Source organism: Mesorhizobium sp. B1-1-8 (genome assembly GCF_006442795.2).
Taxonomy (GTDB): domain Bacteria; phylum Pseudomonadota; class Alphaproteobacteria; order Rhizobiales; family Rhizobiaceae; genus Mesorhizobium.
The window spans coordinates 394,914-417,288 of record NZ_CP083956.1 but is presented as its reverse complement, the minus strand read 5'-3'; the positions used below and the strand labels follow the sequence as shown (position 1 = coordinate 417,288).

General features: G+C 64.9%; 17 protein-coding genes. 5 read left to right on the top strand and 12 right to left on the bottom strand.

What is annotated here, in order from left to right:
* Nucleotides 1-14 precede the first annotated feature (14 nt).
* The gene (locus FJ974_RS01885; protein WP_140531356.1) at nt 15-860 is read left to right on the top strand and encodes a fumarylacetoacetate hydrolase family protein; all 846 of its coding nucleotides are present in this window, start codon (nt 15-17) and stop codon (nt 858-860) included.
* 206 nt (nt 861-1,066) lie between these two features.
* On the opposite strand, the gene FJ974_RS01880 is transcribed toward FJ974_RS01885, so the two are convergent.
* From FJ974_RS01880 to FJ974_RS01855, 6 genes are all read right to left on the bottom strand, one after another.
* On the bottom strand, nt 1,067-2,065 hold the full coding sequence (locus FJ974_RS01880) for an ABC transporter ATP-binding protein (protein WP_140531359.1): 999 nt from the start codon (nt 2,063-2,065) through the stop codon (nt 1,067-1,069).
* A gap of 15 nt (nt 2,066-2,080) precedes the next feature.
* Entirely contained in the window at nt 2,081-3,094 is a 1,014-nt protein-coding gene (locus FJ974_RS01875; RefSeq protein WP_140531361.1) for a Gfo/Idh/MocA family protein, read from the bottom strand.
* Between the two features lie 62 nt (nt 3,095-3,156).
* Entirely contained in the window at nt 3,157-3,996 is an 840-nt protein-coding gene (locus FJ974_RS01870) for a carbohydrate ABC transporter permease (protein WP_140531364.1), read from the bottom strand.
* 10 nt (nt 3,997-4,006) lie between these two features.
* On the bottom strand, nt 4,007-4,930 hold the full coding sequence (locus FJ974_RS01865) for a carbohydrate ABC transporter permease (protein ID WP_140531367.1): 924 nt from the start codon (nt 4,928-4,930) through the stop codon (nt 4,007-4,009).
* Between the two features lie 230 nt (nt 4,931-5,160).
* Nucleotides 5,161-6,420, bottom strand: coding sequence for an ABC transporter substrate-binding protein (locus FJ974_RS01860; protein WP_140531369.1), 1,260 nt, complete (start codon nt 6,418-6,420; stop codon nt 5,161-5,163).
* 116 nt (nt 6,421-6,536) lie between these two features.
* Nucleotides 6,537-7,487, bottom strand: coding sequence for an N-acetylmuramic acid 6-phosphate etherase (locus FJ974_RS01855; RefSeq protein WP_140531372.1), 951 nt, complete (start codon nt 7,485-7,487; stop codon nt 6,537-6,539).
* A 199-nt stretch (nt 7,488-7,686) separates the two neighbouring features.
* On the opposite strand from FJ974_RS01855, the gene FJ974_RS01850 reads away from it, so the two are divergent.
* The 4 genes from FJ974_RS01850 to nagA are packed head-to-tail and all read left to right on the top strand — an operon-like array spanning nt 7,687 to nt 11,529.
* Nucleotides 7,687-8,568, top strand: coding sequence for an N-acetylglucosamine kinase (locus tag FJ974_RS01850; protein ID WP_140531374.1), 882 nt, complete (start codon nt 7,687-7,689; stop codon nt 8,566-8,568).
* A complete protein-coding gene (locus FJ974_RS01845) occupies nt 8,565-9,344 on the top strand; it encodes a GntR family transcriptional regulator (RefSeq protein WP_140531377.1) in 780 nt (259 codons plus the stop codon). Before FJ974_RS01850 ends, FJ974_RS01845 begins: the two co-directional genes overlap by 4 nt.
* Nucleotides 9,341-10,372 (top strand): SIS domain-containing protein, encoded by a 1,032-nt coding sequence (locus FJ974_RS01840; RefSeq protein ID WP_140531379.1) that lies wholly within the window; start codon nt 9,341-9,343, stop codon nt 10,370-10,372. Before FJ974_RS01845 ends, FJ974_RS01840 begins: the two co-directional genes overlap by 4 nt.
* Nucleotides 10,369-11,529, top strand: a complete 1,161-nt coding sequence (gene nagA / locus FJ974_RS01835) for an N-acetylglucosamine-6-phosphate deacetylase (protein WP_140531382.1) — start codon at nt 10,369-10,371, stop codon at nt 11,527-11,529. Before FJ974_RS01840 ends, nagA begins: the two co-directional genes overlap by 4 nt.
* 181 nt (nt 11,530-11,710) lie before the next feature.
* Here the strand turns inward: nagA and FJ974_RS01830 are convergent, their stop codons facing one another.
* From FJ974_RS01830 to FJ974_RS01805, 6 genes are all read right to left on the bottom strand, one after another.
* Nucleotides 11,711-13,237 carry a malonate--CoA ligase gene (locus FJ974_RS01830; protein ID WP_140531385.1) on the bottom strand — a complete coding sequence of 509 codons (1,527 nt, stop codon included), beginning with the start codon at nt 13,235-13,237 and terminating at the stop codon, nt 11,711-11,713.
* 77 nt (nt 13,238-13,314) lie between these two features.
* Nucleotides 13,315-14,058 carry a GntR family transcriptional regulator gene (locus FJ974_RS01825; RefSeq protein ID WP_226891443.1) on the bottom strand — a complete coding sequence of 248 codons (744 nt, stop codon included), beginning with the start codon at nt 14,056-14,058 and terminating at the stop codon, nt 13,315-13,317.
* A gap of 262 nt (nt 14,059-14,320) precedes the next feature.
* The gene (rpe, locus tag FJ974_RS01820) at nt 14,321-14,998 is read right to left on the bottom strand and encodes a ribulose-phosphate 3-epimerase (RefSeq protein WP_140531390.1); all 678 of its coding nucleotides are present in this window, start codon (nt 14,996-14,998) and stop codon (nt 14,321-14,323) included.
* Nucleotides 14,999-15,150: 152 nt separating this feature from the next.
* Nucleotides 15,151-18,984 carry a DUF11 domain-containing protein gene (locus tag FJ974_RS01815; RefSeq protein ID WP_140531393.1) on the bottom strand — a complete coding sequence of 1,278 codons (3,834 nt, stop codon included), beginning with the start codon at nt 18,982-18,984 and terminating at the stop codon, nt 15,151-15,153.
* Nucleotides 18,981-21,254, bottom strand: coding sequence for a hypothetical protein (locus FJ974_RS01810; RefSeq protein WP_181177037.1), 2,274 nt, complete (start codon nt 21,252-21,254; stop codon nt 18,981-18,983). Before FJ974_RS01810 ends, FJ974_RS01815 begins: the two co-directional genes overlap by 4 nt.
* A 70-nt stretch (nt 21,255-21,324) precedes the next feature.
* A complete protein-coding gene (locus FJ974_RS01805; RefSeq protein ID WP_140531399.1) occupies nt 21,325-22,266 on the bottom strand; it encodes an alpha/beta hydrolase in 942 nt (313 codons plus the stop codon).
* Between the last annotated feature and the right edge of the window lie 109 nt (nt 22,267-22,375).

Sequence of the window (22,375 nt, the reverse complement as noted above, 5' to 3'; positions counted from 1 at the left end):
AGGAGTGGAATAGCATGAAACTGCTGCGCTATGGCGAGGTGGGGAGCGAGCGTCCCGGCCTGCTCGATCAGAATGGGACGATCCGCGACCTCTCCGCCTATGTCGCCGACATTGCCGGCACGGCGCTGCATCCGGCCACGCTGGACATGTTGTCGAAGCTCGATCCGAAATCGCTGCCGGCGGTATCCGGCAAGCCGCGCATCGGCGCCTGCGTTGCCGGCACGGGAAAATTCATCTGCATCGGCCTCAACTATTCCGACCACGCCGCCGAGACCGGCGCCACCGTGCCGCCGGAGCCGATCATCTTCATGAAGGCAAGCTCGGCCATCGTCGGTCCCGACGATGACGTTCTGATCCCGCGCGGCTCGGTCAAGACCGACTGGGAGGTCGAGCTCGGCGTCGTCATCGGCAGAAAAGCGAAATATGTCTCGGAAGCCGAGGCGCTGGATTATGTCGCCGGCTATTGCGTCGCGCATGACGTCTCCGAGCGCGCCTTCCAGGCCGAGCGCCAGGGCCAGTGGACCAAGGGCAAGTCCTGCGACACCTTCGGGCCCATCGGCCCGTGGCTGGTGACCAAGGATGAGGTCGCCGATCCGCATAATTTGAAGATGTGGCTGACCGTCAACGGCAAGACCATGCAGAACGGCTCGACCAGGACCATGGTCTACGGTGTGAAGTACCTGGTCTCCTATCTCAGCCAGTTCATGTCGCTGCATCCCGGCGACATCATCTCCACCGGCACGCCGCCCGGCGTCGGGCTGGGCATGAAACCGCCGGTGTTCCTGAAGCCCGGCGACGTCGTCGAGCTCGGCATCGAAGGCATGGGCCAGCAGAAGCAGACTTTTAAGGCCGATGAGTAAGCACGACCTTACCTCCCCCCCCCCCCTGTGGGAGAAGGTGGCTCGGCGCGCAGCGCCGAGGCGGATGAGGGGTGTTGGAAGAAATGAGGCGCCGAAAAATAATGTGCTGACAAGCGCCTAATTCTTCGACGCAGCGATCCGTCCAACACCCCTCATCCGTCGCCTTCGGCGACACCTTCTCCCACAAGGGGAGAAGGAGAAAGCCACTACTTCAACACCTTCCCGTCCGCCCCGAACCGGTACGTCTTCGCCGCATCCGGCGTCGTATAGAGCGTCGCGCCCGGCTCGGCATTGTAGACGCCGAAGATGCGCACCGTGATCAGCCCGGCCTTCTCGCAGTCGAGATAGAGGTTGGTGTCGGCGCCGAGGTGCTCGGCATGCACGACCGTGCCTTTCCAGTCGCCTGACTTCGGATCGACCGTCAGGTGCTCCGGCCGCACGCCGATGGTCTTCGCCGTCTCGCCAAGTTTGGCGCCGTCGATGAAGTTCATCTTCGGCGAGCCGATGAAGCCGGCGACGAATTCATTGGCCGGAAAATTGTAAAGCTCCATCGGGCTGCCGATCTGCTCGATGCGGCCGGCATTGAGCACGACGATCTTGTCGGCCAGCGTCATCGCCTCGACCTGGTCGTGGGTGACGTAGATCATCGTCGCCTTCAGCCGCCGGTGCAGCTGCGCGATCTCCAGCCTTGTGTTGACGCGCAGCGCCGCGTCGAGGTTCGACAGCGGCTCGTCGAAGAGGAAAAGCTTCGGCTCGCGAACCACCGCGCGGCCGATGGCCACGCGCTGGCGCTGGCCGCCGGAGAGCTCCGCCGGTCGCCTCTCCAGATAGGGCTCCAGCGATAGCATCGAGGAGGCAATCTTGATGCGGCGGTCGATCTCGGCCGCGGGTGTGCCGGCCTGCTTCAGGCCAAGGCCCATATTGTTCTTCACCGTCAGATGCGGGTAGAGCGCATAGGTCTGGAACACCATGGCGATGCCGCGTTTCGCGGGCGGCGTGACCGAGACGTCCTCGCCGTCGATCACCACCCGGCCCGAGGTCGAATCCTCCAGCCCGGCAATGACCCTCAGCAGGGTCGACTTCCCGCAGCCGGACGGGCCGACGAAGACGACGAACTCGCCATCCGTCACCTCGAGGTCGATGCCCTTCAGCACCTCGACCGGCCCGAAAGCCTTCTTCACATTCTCGATGTTCAGCGAGCCCACGGCTTCGTCCCTGTTCTAGAGTTTGACGGCGGCGCCGCTGCGCACGCTCTCGTCGGCGGCAAGGCAGACGGCGAGCGACTTCACCGCGTCGTCCATATGCCGGGTGAGATCGATGTCTTCGCGGATGGCCTTGAGCAGGAAAGCCTGTTCGAGGTCGCAAAGCTCCTGGTGGCCGGGCTCGCCTTCCATCGACAGCATCTCGTCCGGCCTGGCAAATTTGCCGTCAGGCCCGGTCGCAGCACTATGCAGGCGGATGGTCGAGGTCTTGGTGTGGGTGTCGATGTCGTCGGAGCGCACACCCTCCTTCATGACGATCGACACGCAGCCCTTGGGCGAGATCACGTCCTTCACGAAGAAGGCGGTCTCAGAGATCATCGGACCCCAGCCGGCCTCGTACCAGCCGACCGAGCCGTCGTCGAACAGCACCTGCAGATGGCCGTAATTGTACATCGACGGCGCGACCTCTTCGGTCAGCCGCACGCCCATGCCGCGCACCTCGACCGGCCTGGCGTCGGTGATCTGCAGCATCACGTCTAGATAGTGCACGCCGCAGTCGACGATCGGCGAGGTCGTTTGCATCAGCTGCTTGTGCGTCTCCCAGCTGTGGCCGGAGGATTGCTGGTTGAGGTTCATGCGGAACACATAAGGGCCGCCGAGCTTGCGCGCCTCGGCAACCAGCCGGATCCAGGACGGGTGGTGGCGCAGGATATAGCCGATCACCAGCTTCTTGCCGTTCGCCTTGGCCGCGTCGACGACGCGCTGGGCGTCCGCCACCGTCGTTGCCAGCGGCTTTTCGACGAAGACATGGCAGCCCGCTTCCAACGCCTTCACGGCATAGCCGGCATGGCTGTCGGAATAGGTGGCGATCGCGGCGATGTCCGGCTTCTCCTCGCGCAACGCGTCCTCGAAGGAGCGCCGTATGGGGTAGCCGGAAAGTCCTTCCGGCAGCGGCACGTCGGAGCGGTTCACCAAAGCGGCGATCTGAAAGCCCGGATTGGTGTGATAGGCCAGCGCATGGCTGCGGCCCATATTGCCGAGGCCTGCGACAATTACCCGTAGAGGATTTGCGACGCGAAGAGGTGTTTCCGGACTCACTTGACGGCTCCTGACGTGATGCCGCGGATCAGCTGCCGCGAGAAGATGACGTAGAGGATCAGCACCGGCAGGATCGCCAGCGACAGCGCCGCCAGGATCGCGTTCCAGTTGGTGACGAACTGGCCAAGGAAGAGCTGCGCGCCGAGCGTCACCGTCTTGGTTTCTTCCGACGGCGCCAGGATCAGCGGGAACCACAGATCGTTCCAGATCGGGATCATGGTGAAGACCGCGACCGTCGCCATCGACGGCCTGACCAGCGGCAGCACCAGGCGAAAGAAGATTGTGTATTCCGAAAGCCCGTCGATGCGTCCGGCATTCTTCAGATCGTCCGACACCTGCTTCATGAATTCCGACAGGATGAAGATGGCGAGCGGCAGGCCTTGCGCGGTGTAGACCAGGATCAGCGCCGTCAGCGTGTTGACCAGTCCGCTCGCCACCATCAATTGCAGGATGGCGACGGTGGCGAGGCGGATCGGGATCATGATGCCGAGCGCCAGATAAAGCCCCATCATCGTGTTGCCGCGAAAGCGGTATTCCGACAGCGCGAAGGCGGCCATGGCGCCGAACAGAAGCACGAAGAACAGCGAGCCTACGGTGACAACGAGGCTGTTCTGGAAATAGTGGATGAAATCGCCCTGGCCGATCACCGTCGTATAGCCGATCAGGTCGAAGGTCTTCGGCGTCGGCGGCGTCAGCGGCGCGCCGAAGATGCCCGCGCGCGACTTGAACGAATTCATGATCACCAGGATCACCGGAAACAGCGCGATCGCCGTGTAGGTCAACAGGATCGCGTGGGCGCCGATGGTGCGGGGCAGCGAACGTGTGGCGGTGCTCATCTCGCGCCCCTCAGAACTGGTAGCGACGCAGGCGCGTCTGGATGAGGAACAGATAGACGCAGACGCCGGCAAGGATGATCAGGAACATCATCGTGGCGATCGCCGCGCCAATATTGGGATCGCCGACCTGCAGCTGGAAGCCGAAGAAGGCGCGGTAGAGGAAAGTGCCGAGGATGTCGGTCGAATAGTTCGGCCCGGCGAGCGCCCCTTGCGCCGTGTAGATCAGGTCGAACGCGTTGAAATTGCCGACGAAGGTCAGGATCGAGATGATGCCGATCGAGGGCAGGATCAGCGGCAGCTTGATCTTCCAGAACTGCGCCATGCCGGTGATGCCGTCGCATTCGGCCGCCTCGATCACCTCGTCGGGGATCGACAGCAGCGCTGCATAAATCAGCATCATCGGAATGCCGACGAACTGCCAGACCGAGACCAGGCTGAGGGCGGTCAGCGCATATTGCTCCTTGCCGAGCCACGGCGTGAACAGGCTCTTCAGGCCGACGAAGTCGAGAAGGTGCGGCGCCACGCCCCACAGCGGCGACAGGATGAGCTTCCAGGCGAAGCCGACGATGACGAAGGACAGGATCGTCGGCACGAAGATCGCCGTGCGGTAGAAGACGGCGAAGCGCAGCCTCGGGCTGGACAGAAGTGCTGCCAAAAGCACGCCGATCGGGTTCTGCACCAGCATGTGGATGATGAAGAACCAGACATTGTTCCTGAGCGCGTTCCAGAAATTGACCGACCAGTTCGGGTCGCCGAACAGCGTGCGGAAATTGTCGAAGCCGACGAACACCTGCGCCTGCTCGATGTTGCGGAACAGCGACAGCTGCAGCGTGCCGGCGAGCGGCAGGATCATGATCGCCGTATAGACCAGTACCGCCGGCGCCAGAAAGACGCCGATATGCCAGCGAAATGCTCTTTTCGGTCGTGCAGCCATGAGTTCGGTCCCCGCCGTCTCTCTCGGTTCCAGGTCGAATTGATGCTAGGTGACGCCTCGATGCACGGTCCGGTTGTCCCCTCGCGAGGGACAAGGGCCAGCGATAGTCCGGCTTCGTCTTCCCCGCCGGATTGGAGGGTAAGACCGAGACGCGGCGCCGACAATCGCAATCTAAAAGTTGTCCGAATACCGGCCGGGCTGGCGCCCGGCCGGCTCGATTGGCTAAAGACTTACTTCGCCGGCTTGTACCAGCTGTCGAGGCCGTCCTGCAGCTTCTTGGCCGCGGCTTCCGGCGTGTCGGTGCCGTTGATGACATTGGCCGATTCGACCCAGGTCTCGTTCTCGAGGTTCGGCGTGCCGCGCGACAGGATCTGGTAGGTCGAGCGGATCGTCGACTTGCACTTGCCGCGCCAGGAGACGAATTCCTGCGCCAGCGGGTCTTGCATCTTCACCGGCGTGCTGTTCAGGCTGAAGAAGCCCGGCAGCGCGTTCGCATAGATGGTGGCGAAGTCGGGCGAGGCGACCCATTCCAAGAACTTCTTGGCCTGTTCGGGATGCTTCGATGCCGCATTCAGGCCCATGCCGATGTCGGTATGGTCGGAGATGTAGCAGGTGTCGCCGGCCTTCTGCACCGGCGGCGGGAAGGCTCCCATCTTGAACTGCGCCTGCGTGTTGAACAGGCCGATTTCCCACGAGCCGGCCGGGTAGATGGCGGCGCGGCCGAGCGTGAACAGGTTCTGGCTGTCGGGATAGGTCTGCGCCTCGAAGCCGTCGCCGAGATAGGGCTTCCATTTGGCCAGTTCCTTGTAGGGCTCGACCCACTGCGGATCGGTCAGCTTCTGCTCGCCCTTGATCAGCGCCTGGCGGCCCTCTTCGCCCTTCCAGTAGTTGGGGCCGATGTTCTGGTAACCCATGGTCGCGGCTTCCCAGAGGTCCTTGGTGCCCATCGCCATCGGGATATAGGTGCCGTCAGCCTTGATCTTGTCGAGCACGGCGTAGAACTCGTCGCGCGTCGTCGGCACTTTGAGGCCGAGCTTGTCGAAGGCGTCCTTGTTGTAGATGAAGCCGTGGATGACCGAGGCCATCGGCACGCAGAAGCTCGACTTGCCGTCGTCGGTCTGCCAGGCGGCCTTGGCCACCGACGAGAAATTGTCCATGCCGGGCAGCGAGCTCAGGTCGGTGAGATTGCCCTTCTTGAACAGCTCAAGCGACTTGTCGAACGGGCGGCAGGTGATCAGGTCGCCGGCCGAACCGGCGGCGAGCTTGGCGCCGAGAGCGGCGTCATACTCGGTCGGCGCCGAGGGTGCGAACACCACCTTGATGCCGGGGTTCTTGGCTTCGAAGGCCGGGATCAGCTTGTCTTTCCAGATGGAAAGATCGTCGCCGCGCCAGCTTTCGATGTTGAGCGTCACGTCCTCGGCCAGAGCCATCCCGGTCGAAGCGAGGATGCTTGTGCCGAGCAGAAGGGCCGTCAGTAATTTGGTCGTCATGTTCAGTCTCCCTGTTGACCTTTTTCAGGTTCGGTTCTGATGAGAACAGGGACTAGCGCCCCTTGCTCCCCTCGCAAGCCCGTTTCGCCCCGATGGAAATCGGGATGAAACGGGCCCTACTTCTTTGTTAGGGCATGATCTTTTCCGAAAAGCGGGTTCCACTTTTCGGGATCATGCCCCAGCGCGGAAAGTGCCGGCCTGAGCTTCTGGCCGGCCCCTTCCAGTATCTTCTCGGCCGCATCGGCGTTGGCGGCGCCGGCGGCGAGCAGAATGGCGGTTTTGACAACGCCGCCGCTCTCTTCGAGCAGCCGCGCCGCGTCGTCGCGGCCTCGGCCGCTGATGGCGGCGACCATGCGCACCGCGCGGTCGCGCAGCTTGATGTTGTCGGCGGTGAGGTTGACCATGTAGCCGTCATGGACATGGCCGAGATGGATGGCGGTGAGCGTCGACAGCATGTTGAGCGCGATCTTCTGCGCGGTGCCGGCGCCCATGCGCGTCGAACCGGCGATCAGCTCGGGCGGCGTTTCGAGCAGGATGGCGACGTCGGCCTGGTTAAAGAGTGGCGCGCCTTTATTGTTGGCGATTGCGATGGTCGCGGCGCCCTGGCGCCGTGCATCGCCGATCGCCTGCACGGCATAGGGCGTCGAGCCGCTGGCGGAAATCGCGATCAGGCAGTCGCCCTTGCTGATGCCGGCGCCGGCGACGGCCGCTGCGGCTTCCCCGGTGTCGTCTTCGGGTCCGCCGGCCAGCGTGCGGAAGGCCTCGTCGCCGCCGGCGACCAGGATGGCGATACGGTCACGCGCGATACCGAATGTGCCTGGAAGCTCTAGCGCATCGGCCACCGCCATCAGGGCCGAGCTGCCGGCCGCCGCATAGGCGAGCCTGCCGCCAGCCTTTAATTGTCTTGCGATGAGTTCGGCGGCCTCGGCGATGGCCGGAATAGCGCCGTGCACGGTCTTGGCGGCCTCGATCTGGGCGTTGGCCAGGAACGAAAGGATGGCATCCGGGGTCTGGACGTCCAGTCCCTCGGCATTCTGGTGAAGCGCTTCCGTGCGCATCTCGGCCATCAATTGTCCTCCGACTGAGCGAACAATACCAAAAAAATACCACTTGTCCACATCCATTAACGAGTTCCGGCACCTGAAAGTCGCTAGTCGGCGAAATGTGGTGAGTTTTCAATAAAATACGCCTTAATCTTTTTTGAACCGAAATTAATCCTTGGCTATTGGTATTTTATTGGTATTATCCGCCACGAGGAGAAATCGCGTGAATTTCGTGCTTGGCATCGATGGCGGCGGCACCAGCTGCAGGGCGGCCCTTGCGACCGTTGACGGCACCGTCGTCGGCCGCGCCAGGAGCGGCGCCGCCAACATCCGCACCGACCTCACCGGAGCCCGCGCCAACATCGTCGATGCGGCAAGGCAAGCCTTTCTCGCCGCCGGCAAGGATCCGGAACTGATCCCGCAAACGCCGGCCATTCTCGGCCTCGCCGGCGCCAATGTCGGCACCTACCGGCAGCAGCTCGAGGCGATCCTGCCGTTCAGCCGAAGCCGCGTCGAGACCGATGCCGAGATCGCGCTCGAGGGCGCGGTCGGGTCTGGCGACGGCGCCATGGCCATCCTCGGCACCGGCACCGCCTATATGGCGCGCAAGGGCGGCAAGTCGCGCGCCATCGGCGGCTGGGGTTTCCAGGTCGGCGACCAGGGCAGCGGCGCCCGCATCGGCCGCGATCTGCTCGAGCAGACGCTGCTCGCCTATGACGGCATCCGCCCGGGCTCGCCCTTGACTGAAGCCATGCTGGCCGTCTTCCGCAACAACCCGGAAGACGTGGTCGAATTCACCACCAATGCAAAGCCCGGCGATTTCGGTGGCTTTGCGCCAAAAGTGTTCGAACATGCCGAAAAGGGCGATCTCGTCGCCACCTGGATCCTCGACAAGGCGGTCGCCGACGTCGAGGCATCGCTCGGCGCGCTCGACCTCGCCGGCGATGCGCCGCTCTGCCTGCTCGGCGGGCTGGCGCCGCTTTACGCGCCGCGCCTGTCGGCGCGTTACCAGGCGCTGCTGAAATCCCCGCTCGACGACGCGCTCGGCGGTGCGGTGCAGATGGCGCTGCGCATTTTCGCCGGCAAGTCGGAGGCGCCGCGATGAGCGCCGCCGACCAGATCTTCGCCATGCTGAAAGAATCCTCGCAGAGCGGCGCCCCGCTTTACCTGCAGCTCAGGAAAAGCATCGAGGAAGCGGTCAGTCGCGGCCTGATCGGCCCGGGCGACGCGCTGCCGTCCGAGCGCGACATCGCCAGCAAGGCCGACATCTCGCGTGTCACCGTGCGCAAGGCGGTGCAGGATCTGGTCAAGGGCGGCATCCTGGTCCAGCGCCATGGTTCCGGCACCTTCGTCGCGCCGCGCATGGAGCGTGTCGAGCAGTCGCTGTCGATGCTCACCTCCTTCACCGAGGACATGGCGCGCCGCGGCATGGCGGTGCGCTCGGCCTGGCTCGACCGCGGCCTTTATGCGCCTTCGCCGGACGAAATGATGGTGCTCGGCCTGTCGTCGAACGAGCTGGTGGCGCGCGTCGCGCGCCTGCGCATCGCCAACGACACGCCGCTGGCGATCGAGCGCGCGGCGCTCTCAGCCAGCGTGCTGCCCGATCCCGAGGCGATCGGCTCATCGCTCTATGCCACGCTGGAATTGACCGGCAATCGCCCAGTGCGGGCGGTGCAGCGGATTTCCGCCGCCAATCTCGGCGACGGCGATGCGCGCCTGCTGGAAGTGTCGCCGGGGGTTGCCGGACTGCACATCGAGCGCATTTCCTATCTGACGAGCGGCAAGGTGATCGAATTCACCCGCTCCACCTACAGGGGCGATGCCTATGATTTTGTCGCCGAACTCCGGCTGACCGGGCCGGGAGAGGACAGCCGACCATGAATTCAAACACCACCCATATGCGGCGCGAGATCGACGAGATCCCGCAAGCCGCCGCCCGCCTGCTCGACGGCTCGGCCGCTGTGCTTGCCGAGGCAGGACGCGGCCTTCGCGAGCGCGACCCGCATTTCGTCGTCACCGTGGCGCGCGGCTCGTCCGACCATGCCGCCACCTTCATGAAATACGCCGTCGAGCTGACCGCCGGCCTTGCGGTCGCTTCCGTGGGTCCGTCGATCGCGTCGATCTACGGCGCGAAACTCAGGCTGCGCGGCTCGGCCTGCCTGGCGATCTCGCAATCCGGCAAGAGCCCGGACATTGTCGCCATGGCCGAAACGGCAAGGGCCGGCGGTGCTCTCACCGTCGCCATCACCAACACCGCCGACTCGCCGCTGGCGCGAGCTTCGGACTATGCCATCGATATTCTCGCAGGGCCGGAGCGCAGCGTCGCGGCCACCAAGACCTTCGTCAATTCCGCCGTCGCCGGCATGGCGCTGATGGCGCACAGCACCGGCGATCAGGCATTGCTGGCGGCACTCGCGCGCCTGCCGGAGCATTTCGACAAGGCGATCGCCTGCGACTGGATGGCGCTGGCCGCGGCGCTGGCGGCGCCGCAGTCGCTGTTCATCCTCGGCCGCGGCCCGTCCTTCGCCATCGCCAGCGAGGCGGCGCTGAAGTTCAAGGAAACCTGCGCCATGCATGCCGAGGCCTACAGCGCCGCCGAGGTTATGCATGGGCCGCTGGCGCTGGTCGGGCCGGGTTTTCCGGTCCTGGCGCTCGCCGCGCGGGATGCCTCGGAACCGTCCGTCGCCGAGGCCGCTGACGGCGTGGCGGCCAAGGGCGCCGCCGCCTTCGCCACCTCGGACAAGGTGAAGACTGCCCTGAAGCTGCCTTATGTCGCCACCGGCCATCCGCTCACCGATCCGCTGCCGCTGATCGTGTCCTTCTATGGCTTCGTCGAGGCCTTCGCCCGCCATCGCGGCCTCGACCCCGATACGCCGCGCAATCTGCGCAAGGTGACGGAAACCGTATGAGCGACCGTTTCGCCCTGACCGGCGCCAAGATCTTCGATGGCGCCGACTGGCACGACGATGCCGCCCTGGTCGTCAGGGACGGCCTGATCGAGGCCATCCTGCCCGTCGGCGCCATTCCATCCGGTGTTGCCGAGGTCGAGACCGGCGGCGGGCTGCTGGTGCCAGGCTTCGTCGACCTGCAGGTCAATGGCGGCGGCGGCGTCATGCTCAACGATCACCCCGATGTTGCCTCGGTCGAAACCATCTGCCGGGCGCACGCGCCGTTCGGCACGACGGCGCTGCTGCCGACGCTGATCACCGACACGCCGGAAACCACCGCCGCCGCTGTCGCCGCCGGCGCGGAGGCCGCCCGGCGCAAGGTGCCGGGCTTTCTCGGCCTGCATCTCGAAGGTCCGCATCTGTCGGTCGCGCGCAAGGGCGCGCATGATCCTGCCTTGATCCGGCCGATGACGGATGCCGACCAGGCGGCACTGATCGCCGCGCGGAAGAAACTTCCTGTCCTGCTCACCACGATCGCGCCGGAATCGGTCGAGTCTGCCCGCGTCACAGCGCTCGCCAAGGCCGGCATCATCGTCAGCCTCGGCCATTCCGACACGGGTTACAAGATCGCCAGCGCTTTTGCTGCAGCCGGCGCCACCATGGCCACGCATCTGTTCAACGCCATGAGTCAGATCGGCAATCGCGAGCCCGGATTGGCCGGGGCGGCAATCGACACGGGCAGCTTATTTGCCGGCATCATCGCCGACGGCATCCACGTCCATCCGGCAACGATAATCCTTGCGCTGCGTGCCAAGCAGGGTCCGGGCAAGATCCTGCTGGTCAGCGACGCCATGGCGACGATCGGCACCGACATGACCTCCTTCACGCTCAACGGCCGCACCATCTATCGCAAGGACGGGACCCTCAGGCTTGCCGACGGCACGCTGGCCGGTGCCGATCTAGACATGATCTCGGCCGTCCGCTTCGTCCATCGCGTCGTCGGGCTCGAACTCGACGAAGCCTTGCGCATGGCCTCGCTCTATCCGGCGCAAGCGATCGGCCAGGCGCACCGGCTCGGCCGCTTCGCCAACGGCACCGCCGCCGACATCGTCGGCCTGTCGGAGGGGCTGGGCGTGAAGAGCGTCTGGATCGGCGGCAGGAAGGTGTTTGGAGCATAGGCCTTCGCGGTTTTCGTCATCCTCGGGCTTGACCCGAGGATCCATTCCGTGACCTCTCCCGCGGAGCGCAGCGGTGCAGAATTCTGTAATCGTTGCAATGCCTTAGCGTCACGGAATGGATCCCAGGGTCTGCGCGCTTCGCTTCGCTCCTTGCTTCGCCCTAGGATGACGCGATGGATGTTTAGCCGGCTTTGCTCGCCCCATAGATATCCTTATACATCTCGCGCAAAACGTTCTTCTGCACCTTGCCCATCGTGTTGCGCGGCAATTCGTCGACGAAGATCACCTGCTTCGGATGCTTGTATTTCGCCAGCCGTCCGGCGATGGCGTCGGCAATGTCGGCGGCGCTGACGGCCGATCCCGGCTTGCGCACCACCACTGCTGTGACGCCTTCGCCGAAATCCGGATGGGCGACGCCGATCACGGCGCTCTCGCTGACGCCGGCAAGCGCGTCGATCTCGCTCTCGACCTCCTTCGGATAGATGTTGTAGCCGCCGGAAATGATCACGTCTTTGCCGCGTCCGACGATGTGGACGTAGCCGTCGGCATCGATCAGCCCGAGATCGCCGGTGATAAAGAAGCCGTCCTCGCGGAACTCGGCCTTTGTCTTCTCCGGCATCCGCCAGTAGCCCGAGAAGACGTTTGTCCCCTTCACCTCGATCATGCCGATGTCGCCCTGGGCAAGTAGCCTGCCGCTTTCGGGATCGGTGATGCGCAGCGTGACACCAGGCAGGGGAAAGCCGACCGTGCCGGCCCGCCGCTCGCCGTCATAGGGGTTCGAGGTGTTCATGTTGGTTTCGGTCATGCCGTAGCGCTCGAGGATGGCGTGGCCGGTGCGCTCGCGCCAGGCATTATGTGTCTCGGCAAGCAGCGGCGCCGAGCCTGAGATGAACAGCCGCATGGCCTTGGCGGCCTCCTGCGTCAGGCCGTCCTGCTGCAGCAGCCGCACATAGAAGGTCGGCACGCCCATCAGCACCGTCGCGCGCGGCAGAAGCGATATGATGCGGCCCGGGTCGAACTTCCGTTCGAACAGCATTTTTGCGCCGGCCATCAGAGTGACATGGGTGGCGACGAACAGCCCATGCGTGTGGAAGATCGGCAGCGCGTGGATCAGTACGTCGTTCGGGCTGAAGCGCCACTGCTCGACCAGAACGCGTGCATTGGAGGCGAGATTCTCGTGGCTGAGCATGGCTCCCTTGGAGCGGCCCGTTGTGCCGGAGGTGTAGAGGATTGCGGCAAGGTCGTCCGGCCCCCGCACCACATCACGGAATTCCGACGGCAGCCGCGAGGCCTGGTCGATCAGCGAGCCCTGGCCATTGCCGCCGAGCGCGACGGCGGCGGCGCCCGTACCCTCGGCCAGCATTTCGATATCGGCCGCCCTTGCCGGATCGCAGACGATCAGCCGGGGCTCGGCATCGCCAAAGAAATAGGCGAGTTCCGGCAGCGTGTAGGCGGTGTTGAGCGGCAGGAAAACGGCGCCGACGCGAACGCAGGCCAGATAGAGCAGCACCGCCTCGGGGCTTTTCTCGATCTGCACGGCGACCCGGTCGCCCGGCTCGACATCCAGTTGCAACAGCGCATGCGCCAGCTGCGCCGATTTCGCCAGCATATCGCCATAGGAGATTGAGCGGCCGTCGTCCGTCTCCATGAGCAGGCGATCGGCAGCCGGCATTCGGGCGCGAAAGGCATCGAACAGGTGATTGGTCATGAGATTCCCTCGGGCGTCGAAGCCAATGGCAAATCGCGTTTGCCGAAGCGAATATCAGATTTGTCGGCGATGGGCAGCTATCTGCGGACCCGGCCCGTCTTGCCTAAGCCGGCCATCAGGCCATCGCCCTGGTTGAGGCGGGCCATGCACATGGCCGCCGTCAGGCGGTAGTGGCTGAGCAGGGCCTCCACCGCACCGTCGGCGTCGCCGTCCAGGGTGCGCTCGGCGATCAGCCGATGCTCGGCGAGATCGTCGCGCTCATTGCCTGGACCGTGTTGCGACATCAGCCGGTAGCGGGAGGCCTGGTCGGAAAGCTGTTCGCAGAAACCAACCAGCCAGCGCGACCGGCAACCCGAAATCAGCGCGCGGTGGAAGAAGCGGTGCAACGTCTTCCAATCGGGATTGTGCGACGAAGGATCATCGGTCGGGCGGCGTTGCGCGCGGGCCAGGCGGTGCAGCGCCAGCACCAGCTGCTCCTCCCATTCGGCGGTGCGGTGCTCGATCGATTCGCGCAGCGCTCGCTCTTCCAGCCAGCAGCGCGTGCGGGTCAGTTCCTCCAGTTCCTCCGCGCTCACCGGCATCAGGAAGAAGCCGCGCTGGTCGTGGCGCCCGAGCAGTCCTTCGGAGGCAAGGCGGTTGAGGGCTTCGCGCACCGGCGAAGCCCCCGCGCCGTATCGCGAAACCACCCACTCGACCCGCAGCTTGCTTTCGGTTTCGAGCACGCCACGCAGAAGATCGTCGCGAAGCTGTTGATAGACCGTGCTGGCCAGCGTGCTCTTGGCACGCTTGCCCTCGCCCGGATCGGCGTTTGCGTTTGTCAATCCAACTCCTGTTGCTTGCCCCTGATTAGTCAGGGCCCCGCGGCGAAGCAATTTCCCGTACATGTATCATACAACGGGGCAATGCCGCCTCAAGCGGAAGATGACGGTATTCGACTTTAAGAGGAGACAGGCGCTCGATCGGGTCGCGACAGTAAAGTTCGGGTAGAAAACCTGAGATTCCTGCGCAAGTTGATGTATTGAGCGGCCATTCAACAGCAGGTGCGGTCGTGCAGCTTGCGCTTGCAAATGATAAATCGCTTTTTCAGATGGCCGCGCTGTCGGCTGCCGAACGGATCGCCTCGATATTTGCCCGGTACGCCTCGACACCGCCGCCCTTGAAGACGGCGGCACCGGCCACCAGCACGTTGGCGCCGGCGGCTGTCACCAGCGGCGCCGTCTCCGGCGAAACACCGCCGTCGATCTCGATGCGGATCGGCCGGTCGCCGATCAGCGCCTTCACCCGTTTCACCTTGTCGACAATGGCCGGAATGAAGGCCTGGCCGCCGAAGCCTGGATTGACGGTCATGATCAGGATGAGGTCGAGCCGGTCGAGCACATATTCGATCGCCGTTTCCGGCGTCGCTGGGTTGAGCGAGACGCCGGCCTTCTTGCCGAGATTCCTGATGGTCTGCAACGAGCGGTCGAGATGCGGTCCCGCCTCGGCATGCACCGTCATGCCGTCGCAGCCGGCTTCGGCGAAGGCTGCGAGATAAGGATCGGCCGGCGAAATCATAAGATGGCAATCGAAGAAGGTTTTGGTGCGGTCGCGGATCGCTTTGATCACCGGCGGGCCAAAGGTGATGTTGGGCACGAAATGACCGTCCATCACGTCGAGATGGATCCAATCGGCGCCGGCGGCAGCAACAGCCTCGACCTCATCACCGAGTTTCGAGAAATCCGACGCCAGCACCGAGGGCGCGATCAGTGTCTTCTTGCTCATAATCGGGCCTCGCCCTTGTTGCGATCAGAACTGCCTAGAGCATTTTGCAGCCAAGTGGAATCATCTGGCGCCGCAGAAATGCGGCTAAACAAGAGGAACAACACAAAACCCGCCGGATGGCTCCGGCGGGCTTCGTTTTTCAGCCGGCCGAATTACGGCTTGAAGTTCTGGATGTTGGCGCCTGCCGGGTCCTGCAGCAGCCGCCGCGGCTGGCGCTGCGGCACCAGTTGCTGCAGCGGATTGAGCAGGATGCCGGGGTTGATCTCGATGCCCGGCCGCCTGCGGATCGGGTAGCAATCCGGATACTGTCCGGTCGTTCCGGCCGGGCAGCGCTGCCGGGTGAAGACCGGCTGGCACTGTCCGTCGATGAACTCGGCACCCGGTGCGCATTCCACCGGCGGCCTGCGGCAGGCGCCGTCGCGGATCTCGGTTCCACGCGGGCAGACGCAGTCGCCCCGCTTGTTGTGGACCTGGCCGCGGATGGTGCACTGCTCTTGGTTCGGCTTTGGCGGCTGGCAGGCCTTGCCACGTACCTCCAGGCCGTCGGGGCAGGCGCAGTTGCCGTTGGCGTCACGCACCTGGCCGCGGATGCGGCACTGGCTGGTCTGGATCGGCCTGCAGGCCTTGCCGCGCACTTCCATGCCGCTCGGGCAGACGCAATCGCCATCTCCATTGCGTACCTGGCCACGGATGCGGCACTGGCTCGGCGGCTGCCGGTCCGGCACGCAAGCCTTGGCGACCCGGTCGAGATGGGTGCCTTGGGGACAGACGCAGCCTTCGGCGGTCAGTACCGCGCCGCGGATACTGCATTTCGGCGGAACAATCTGGCAGACGCCGTTCACCAGCTCGCCGCGCCGGCAGACGCAATTGCCCTCCTGGTCGCGGTACTGGCCGGGACGCAGCGTGCACTGCGGCTCCTGCGGCTGCTCGCTTTGCACACACTTGCCATTTACCAGTTCCGTGCCGCGCGGGCAGACGCAGCGCCCGTCCTCGGTCCGGATCTGGCCCTGCAGCAGGACGCAACGCTGCGGCACCGGCAGCGGCAGAAGCTTGCTGCCGCCGGAAGAGCATTGGCCGTCACGGAAGGTGGTGCCTTCCGGACAGACACAACGGCCGGCCGAGTTCAGCACCATTCCGTACAAGCACTGGTTCTTAACCTCTCGGCTGACGGTGAAGGGATGGCACGCATAAGCCTTGCCGCGATCGCCCTGCACGCCGCTCGGCGTGCGCGACAGCACGTCGCCGCCGCTTTGCACCGGTGTGTTCGGCGAGAGCACGCCAACGCAGTTCTGCCCGCTGACCGTGCCCTTGAGATCGGCAAGCCGCCTGTCGTCGGGAAGGGTCACGGTGACATGGTGCTTGCGGCTTTCGCCGGCGCCGAGCGCCAGGTTGGCGATGCAGGACGCCGGCAGCGTCGCCGGCTCCGGCGAGCAGCCGAAGGGCGGCTCGATCGCGGTGATCCGGACGCCTTCCAGCCGGCCGAGCCCGTCCACGCCGATCGCATCGCCGATGCGGACCGGACCGGAGAAGGAGTTCGGGCCATCGTTCGTGATGGTGATCTCGAACGAGCAGGACTCTCCCGGCCGGCACTCGGCATCGCCGGTCTTCTCGACGCGAATGGTCGAGCCGCCGCCGCCCTTCGCGCAGGCCTGGCCGATCGGATAGACGACGTCGTCTCCCGGCGCCGGCCCGTAGGAGCCGCGCGCGCAGTTCTCGAATTCGCCATTACCACTCACAGTCACGTTGAAATGCCTGGAGGCTCCGGGCGTCATGACGGAGCCGGGTATCTGGCACGACACTGTGTTGGCAGGCACCGGTCCGCAAGTCCAGTCTGCGCCATCGGGCGTGATGGTCTGGACCTGCGCGGGCGCTCCGCCCGACACCAGCGTGGCGGCATCGTTGACCCGCACCGGCCCGGTCGGGGCTGCGGTGCCGGTGTTGCTGACAGTGATGCGGCAGGACACCGTCGCAGCACCCGCCAGCGAACCGTCGCACACCTTGGTGATGCGCAGGCCGGGCAGGCCGCCGTTCGGATGGCGGATACGTTCCTTGGCGCAGGCCTTGTTATTGGCAAAGTCGACCTCACCGGCTACCGCCTTCACCTCGGCGCAGTTCTCGACACTGTCCAGCCGGTAATTCGCCGGCATCGCCGCATTGACGACAATCGACGCCGAAGCACCCGGAGGCAACGAGATGCCGGCATTGTCGCAGCGGAACTGGCCGGGGCCGTTCGGGCCGCAGGTCCAGGGCGGGCTCGGCCCGAAGGTCGAGGAGGTCGGCGCGCCGCCCGGGTAGGTGTCGAGCACCGTCAACGGCCCGTTATAGGTGCTGGTGCCGTTGTTGATGATGTCGATCACGAAGGTGCAGACGCCGTCCGGCGTGCAGACCGGGATGCGGGCGCGCTTCTTCAGGATCAGGTCGACCTTCTTCCCGACCGGAGGCTGGCACTGCGGGTCGCGATCGCCACGGCGGCAGATCGGGATCGAGGCGCAGCCACGGTCGTTCTGCTGGCTGCCAAACAGCGGCTTCCCGCTGGCCTGGTAGTCATAGGCGGCGCAATTGCGCAGCACGCCGCCCTGCCAGCCGCCGGCCGGCTTGAAGCCGAGCTTGAGGACGACGGAGGCGCCGGGATTGAGCGTCGTCGCCGGATAGGTGCAGGTCATCGGAGTCGTTGCGGGCACGCAGACCCAGGGCGGATTTGGCCCTGAAGTGAGCACCGAGCCGGCTGGCAATATCACCTCGTCGAGCACGATCTTGCCGTTGTAGGGCGCATCGCCGACATTGGTGACCGTGATCGTGAAGTCGCAGCCGCCGGCCATCGTGCAGCGCGGCACCTCGGCCCACTTCTCCACCTTGAGGTCGGGTTGCTTTTCGGGCGGGCATCTGAGGTCGCGCGGGATGACGATGTCGATCGTCTGCGTGCAGCAAAGCCCCCAGCCCTCCTTCGGTCCGGCATAGGGTTCGATGCCGGAGACGATGAGATGGATGGCCTCGCCGGGCGAGGCGCCGACGATCTTCCAGTCCAGCACGCCGCCGCCGGCAGGCACCTGCTGCGTGTCGGGCACGATTGTGATGCCGGGTGTGGTCGTCGACACCTGCACCCACTTGCCGCCCATCTCCGGGCCGACCGGCATGTGGTAGATGAAGGCGCCGCCGCCGGGCACGCAATCGACCGTGCCGCGCTCGAACTTGAAGCACTCCTTGCTAGGAGGCGGAGGCGGCGGGTTGCATTTGGTCGGGTCGATCTGGATCGAGGTCTTGACGCCGGTGAGCAAATCGCCGTCGTCGGGCTTGTCGGGATCCTGCGACGGGATCGTGGTTGCCGGACCACCCCTGAAGGCCACTTCAATCAGTCCCTGGTTATCGACCGTCGCCGGCACGGGGAAGGTCGCAGGATCGATCTTGGCCGTGATCCGGAAATTAATGATGCGTTCATTCGCGGCGCCGACACCGTCGAGGTTGGAAGCGCTGATGCGGAAGTTGGAAACGCTGGCCGTGTCGTTCGGGCTGGCCGATGTGCTGATCGAAGCAGCGGGCAACGGTCCGCCGGAGGCGCTGGTGCCGTCTCCGGCGACATCGACGCTGACGATCTGCAAGCCGTGCGGCAACTGGTCCTTGAAGTCGAGCCTTGTCGCTTTCAGCAGGGCCGCCACGCTTGGCCGGTCGAAGTCCTGCGGGTCGCCGCGGATGCCGAAGCTCAAGACATAGTCGGCGGAATCGCAGCCTCTCTGGCCGCCTTTCTTGGTGAAGAATGGCACTATGCGACTGAGCTCAGGATTGATGCCGCGCGGTTCAGGAGCGGATTCCGCGGCTTGGCCGGTAGCCGCCGCGGCCTTGTCTTGGGCAAGCACCGGCAATGCCGGCATCATGGCGATCGCGATGCCGGCCGCCATCAGCCAACGCGCGCCGCGCCTGGCGTATGACAGCGGTTTCATGATCGTAACGGTTTTGCGCGAAGCGAAGCGGGGAAGGGCGAGACTGCTCATCTGTCCCTCCTCGGCGCTTCGCAGCTGACGGCCGGCGTTCTGAGCGGCAGCGTCATCTTGCAGCAAGGGTAATAGCCGCCCTTGTCCTGGTCGGACTTCTTGTAGAAGCAGAGCCCGACATTGACGGTCTCACCCGGATTATGGCCGGTGACGTCGATCGTGTAGGGCTTGCCCGGCGCGTGCGAGATCGGCGAGGTCACCCCGACGCCAGGCGTCTTGGACTGCGCCTTTATCGAATCGCCGCCGAAGCCGGCCGGGTCTTTGAGATAGAGATCGGCCTGAAGTCCGCGCGGCGTGCAGTAATAGTGCACGTCCTCGACATCGACGCAGGGCGGCAGATTGCCGGGCGGCGGGAAGTCCGGCGGATAGAAGGGGGGCAGGAAGCCGCCGCCGGGGATTTCCTCATAATAGCCGGCGCGGCCCTCGCAGGGGCGCCATACCCTGATGTCGCCGACATGGCCTTCAACGTCGGGGTCTTCGAAATAACCGTCGAAGTCGACGAACCATGAGCCGAAGGGCGGAACGTTGGCCGGCTTGACCAGCGCGCTCGGCGTCAACTGCACACCATGCACGGCAAGCGGCCCGCCGGCGGCGAGCCGCTCGGCCAGCCCCGGATTGTCGCGCAATTTGTCGCCGGTGTTGGCGACGGTATCGGCGCAGACCGAAGTGTCGAGATTGCCTTCGGCGTCATAGCCATATTGCAGGTCGACGCCGCCGGCCGACTGACGGTTGGTCTGCGGGAAGCCGATTGCGTATTCCTGCGGGGCTTCCACCCAGACCGATGCCGTCGCCGGATCGTCCGGGTCTTCGCGCTGGTAGCGGATGACTTCGCCCTGTCCGGAATCGGCGAAGCGGCTGTAGTCGTAGCGGTTTTCGACCGGGCCACGCTGGGCGAGATACATGAAACCCTTGTTGTCGAAGGCGATATCGGTGACGGCCTGGTCCTTGTCGGCCTTGACCGTCAACTCCCAGCGCGGATCGCCGGCAAAGCCGCCGTCGCTCGCAATGCCGACCGACCAGATCTCGGCCTTCCCGCCGACCGAATAATAGAGCCGCCCGCCATGATAGGAGACTGCCCATACGCGACGTTCGTCCTGCGTATAACCCCAGGTTCCGGGGTTCTCGCCATCGAAGGCGGCGCCCTGGATGTCCATGACGGCGCCGTCGTCGGCGACCGGGGCCAGCCCATGCGCCGGGCGTCCGGCAACGCCATGGTCGAACGTGTCGATCAGATTGCCCTCGATATCGATGCGGTGAATCAGCCCGGTGTCGAGGTCGGAGGCGAAGAACTCACGGTGGGTCGGGTCGAAGGCGAGATTGCCGATGCCGGGACCGCTGTTTGTGCCGATGTCGGCGAATTTCGAGACGGCGCCGCTGATGCCGTCGATCTTCCAGATCGTGCCAGGCCCGCCGCCGTTCTCGGTGCCGAACTGCCCCTCCATGAAGACGGCGCCCGCGGTGCCGCGGCGCTGCCGCTCGGGGCGCCCGTCATTGTCGGCGTCCGGCGTGACGATCTCGATGCCATGCAGCGAGGTCGCCGCCGCATAGAGGTTCGGAACACCCGACGGCACCCCATCGCGGACGCCGTCGTCATAGGTGAGGCCGAATACTTCGCCGATCTGGCCGGCAGTCACCTCGAAAGGCGGCGGGGTGTAGACGAGCTGACCGGAGGCCGGTCCACCGAGATGCGAGACGTCGAAAATCCGCAACGAGGCCTGCGCGGTGTCGATGAAGGTTTCGTCGACCGGGTCGACGCCGGGTGGCAGGCCCCCCTTTTCAGAATCGGGAGAGTCAAAATTGGGGATAACGGTGCCGGGGAAGCCGGTCACCGCCATCGAGCCGGGATAGATGATCCGTGCTTCCTGGGCTTGGGCGGAGCTGCCGGGCCAGAGGCCGGCGGACAGCGCCAAAGCGAGAATTCCGCTGGTCGTCGTTATCGCGCGGCCTATATGGCCAGCGCGGGAAGCCACGAACGAGCCGCGGTCGCAAAACATTGAACTCCCCCCGAGGCCGTCGGAAGAACCATCCGTTTTCGCCGCGCAAATCAGGGCAAGGCGCGGCGTTCCGGCTCGTTCGTCCCTGATCGAATTGTCTTTTTTCCGCTTGGTCACGATACGCCGGCTCCTTGGCAGGGTCAACGGAATCAGCCGGAAGCCCAGCGCATCGATCCCGTCCCGAAGACGGTGGGCGCGCCGAGCTTGCGTTGTTCCTGGAGACCGCGGAGCCTCTGGGTTTCGGGTCATTGGGGCTTTCCTTTCGGCCCGCACCATTGCGGTGCCTGCACGTCAGTCGCGGACGGGCATGGAAAGGTTCAATCTGTTTGAGTAGGCTGACCCTGGATCACCAGACCCACTCGCCCTTGCCGAGCATGGATACCGCCTCGACGATGCGGGTGAAGCTCGACCGCGCCCGGCCGACCGCGTGCCGGGCTCTGAGATAGCCGTGCACCAGCCCCGGCTCCTCGAACCAATAGGCCAGGCCACCGGCAGCTATGACGCGGTCGCGATAGGCTTCGCCGTCGGAGGACAGCGGATCGCATTGCGCGGTGATCACCACGGTCGGCGGCAGGTAGGCGAAATCGGCATCGGCGAGCGGATACAAGGTGATGTCGCCGGTCCGGTCGACGCCGCCGGTGCGGATATCTTTGTAGAAGTCGAGATCGCGCGCAGTCAGCATCGGCGCCCCGGCATGGTTGATGTACGAGCCGCGCGAGCGGTCGCCGCCAAGGCTGGGATAGATCAGCACCTGGCCGGCCGGCTTCTTGACGTGACCGCGCGTCGCGTGGCTGACCGCGGCGCAGAGATTGCCGCCGGCGCTGTCACCGCAGAGCACGATCGCGCGGTCATAGGTCTCAGCGGCCCATTCGAAGGCGCTCATCGCATCGTCGAAGGCGGCCGGATGCAGATGTTCCGGCGCCAGGCGATAATCGACGGAGACCACCTCATAGCCGGTGCGGTGGCAGAGCTCGGCGCAGACATCATCATGGCTGTCGAGCCCGCCCAGAATGTAGCCACCACCATGGATGTAGAGCACCGCCGCCGCCTGGTTCGGCGTCGCGCTGCGATAGATGCGGATCGGGATGCTGTTGGTGGGATCAGTGATGGCCGTCGTCTCGGCTGTCACGCCTTGCGGATAGCCGGCGAAGAATTCCCGGCACATGCGGTTGTAGATCGCGCGTTGCTCGGCGATCGTGTAGTCGATCGTATCCGGCGGATAATAGGAATTGGTCTTCTCGATGAAGGCCCACGTCTCGGCGTCGATGAGGGTTTTGTAATCGGTCATATCAGATGACCAGCTTTAGGTGATGGCGCCCAGGCCCCCCTCTCTGTCCTGCCCGTCCTCCGCAGCAGCTGCGCTGCAGCTGCGGAGGGTGGACCGGACATCTCCCCCT

What these genes read in the sequence shown, in the direction of transcription:
- FJ974_RS01885 (WP_140531356.1), top strand. Translation starts at nt 15, where the DNA reads ATGAAACTGCTGCGCTATGGCGAGGTGGGGAGCGAGCGTCCCGGCCTG.
- FJ974_RS01875 (WP_140531361.1), bottom strand. Translation starts at nt 3,094, where the DNA reads ATGGGCCGCAGCCATGCGCTGGCCTATCACACCAATCCGGGCTTTCAG.
- FJ974_RS01870 (WP_140531364.1), bottom strand. Translation starts at nt 3,996, where the DNA reads ATGAGCACCGCCACACGTTCGCTGCCCCGCACCATCGGCGCCCACGCG.
- FJ974_RS01865 (WP_140531367.1), bottom strand. Translation starts at nt 4,930, where the DNA reads ATGGCTGCACGACCGAAAAGAGCATTTCGCTGGCATATCGGCGTCTTT.
- FJ974_RS01860 (WP_140531369.1), bottom strand. Translation starts at nt 6,420, where the DNA reads ATGACGACCAAATTACTGACGGCCCTTCTGCTCGGCACAAGCATCCTC.
- FJ974_RS01855 (WP_140531372.1), bottom strand. Translation starts at nt 7,487, where the DNA reads ATGGCCGAGATGCGCACGGAAGCGCTTCACCAGAATGCCGAGGGACTG.
- FJ974_RS01845 (WP_140531377.1), top strand. Translation starts at nt 8,565, where the DNA reads ATGAGCGCCGCCGACCAGATCTTCGCCATGCTGAAAGAATCCTCGCAG.
- FJ974_RS01840 (WP_140531379.1), top strand. Translation starts at nt 9,341, where the DNA reads ATGAATTCAAACACCACCCATATGCGGCGCGAGATCGACGAGATCCCG.
- nagA (WP_140531382.1), top strand. Translation starts at nt 10,369, where the DNA reads ATGAGCGACCGTTTCGCCCTGACCGGCGCCAAGATCTTCGATGGCGCC.
- FJ974_RS01830 (WP_140531385.1), bottom strand. Translation starts at nt 13,237, where the DNA reads ATGACCAATCACCTGTTCGATGCCTTTCGCGCCCGAATGCCGGCTGCC.
- rpe (WP_140531390.1), bottom strand. Translation starts at nt 14,998, where the DNA reads ATGAGCAAGAAGACACTGATCGCGCCCTCGGTGCTGGCGTCGGATTTC.
- FJ974_RS01815 (WP_140531393.1), bottom strand. Translation starts at nt 18,984, where the DNA reads ATGAGCAGTCTCGCCCTTCCCCGCTTCGCTTCGCGCAAAACCGTTACG.
- FJ974_RS01810 (WP_181177037.1), bottom strand. Translation starts at nt 21,254, where the DNA reads ATGGTGCGGGCCGAAAGGAAAGCCCCAATGACCCGAAACCCAGAGGCT.
- FJ974_RS01805 (WP_140531399.1), bottom strand. Translation starts at nt 22,266, where the DNA reads ATGACCGATTACAAAACCCTCATCGACGCCGAGACGTGGGCCTTCATC.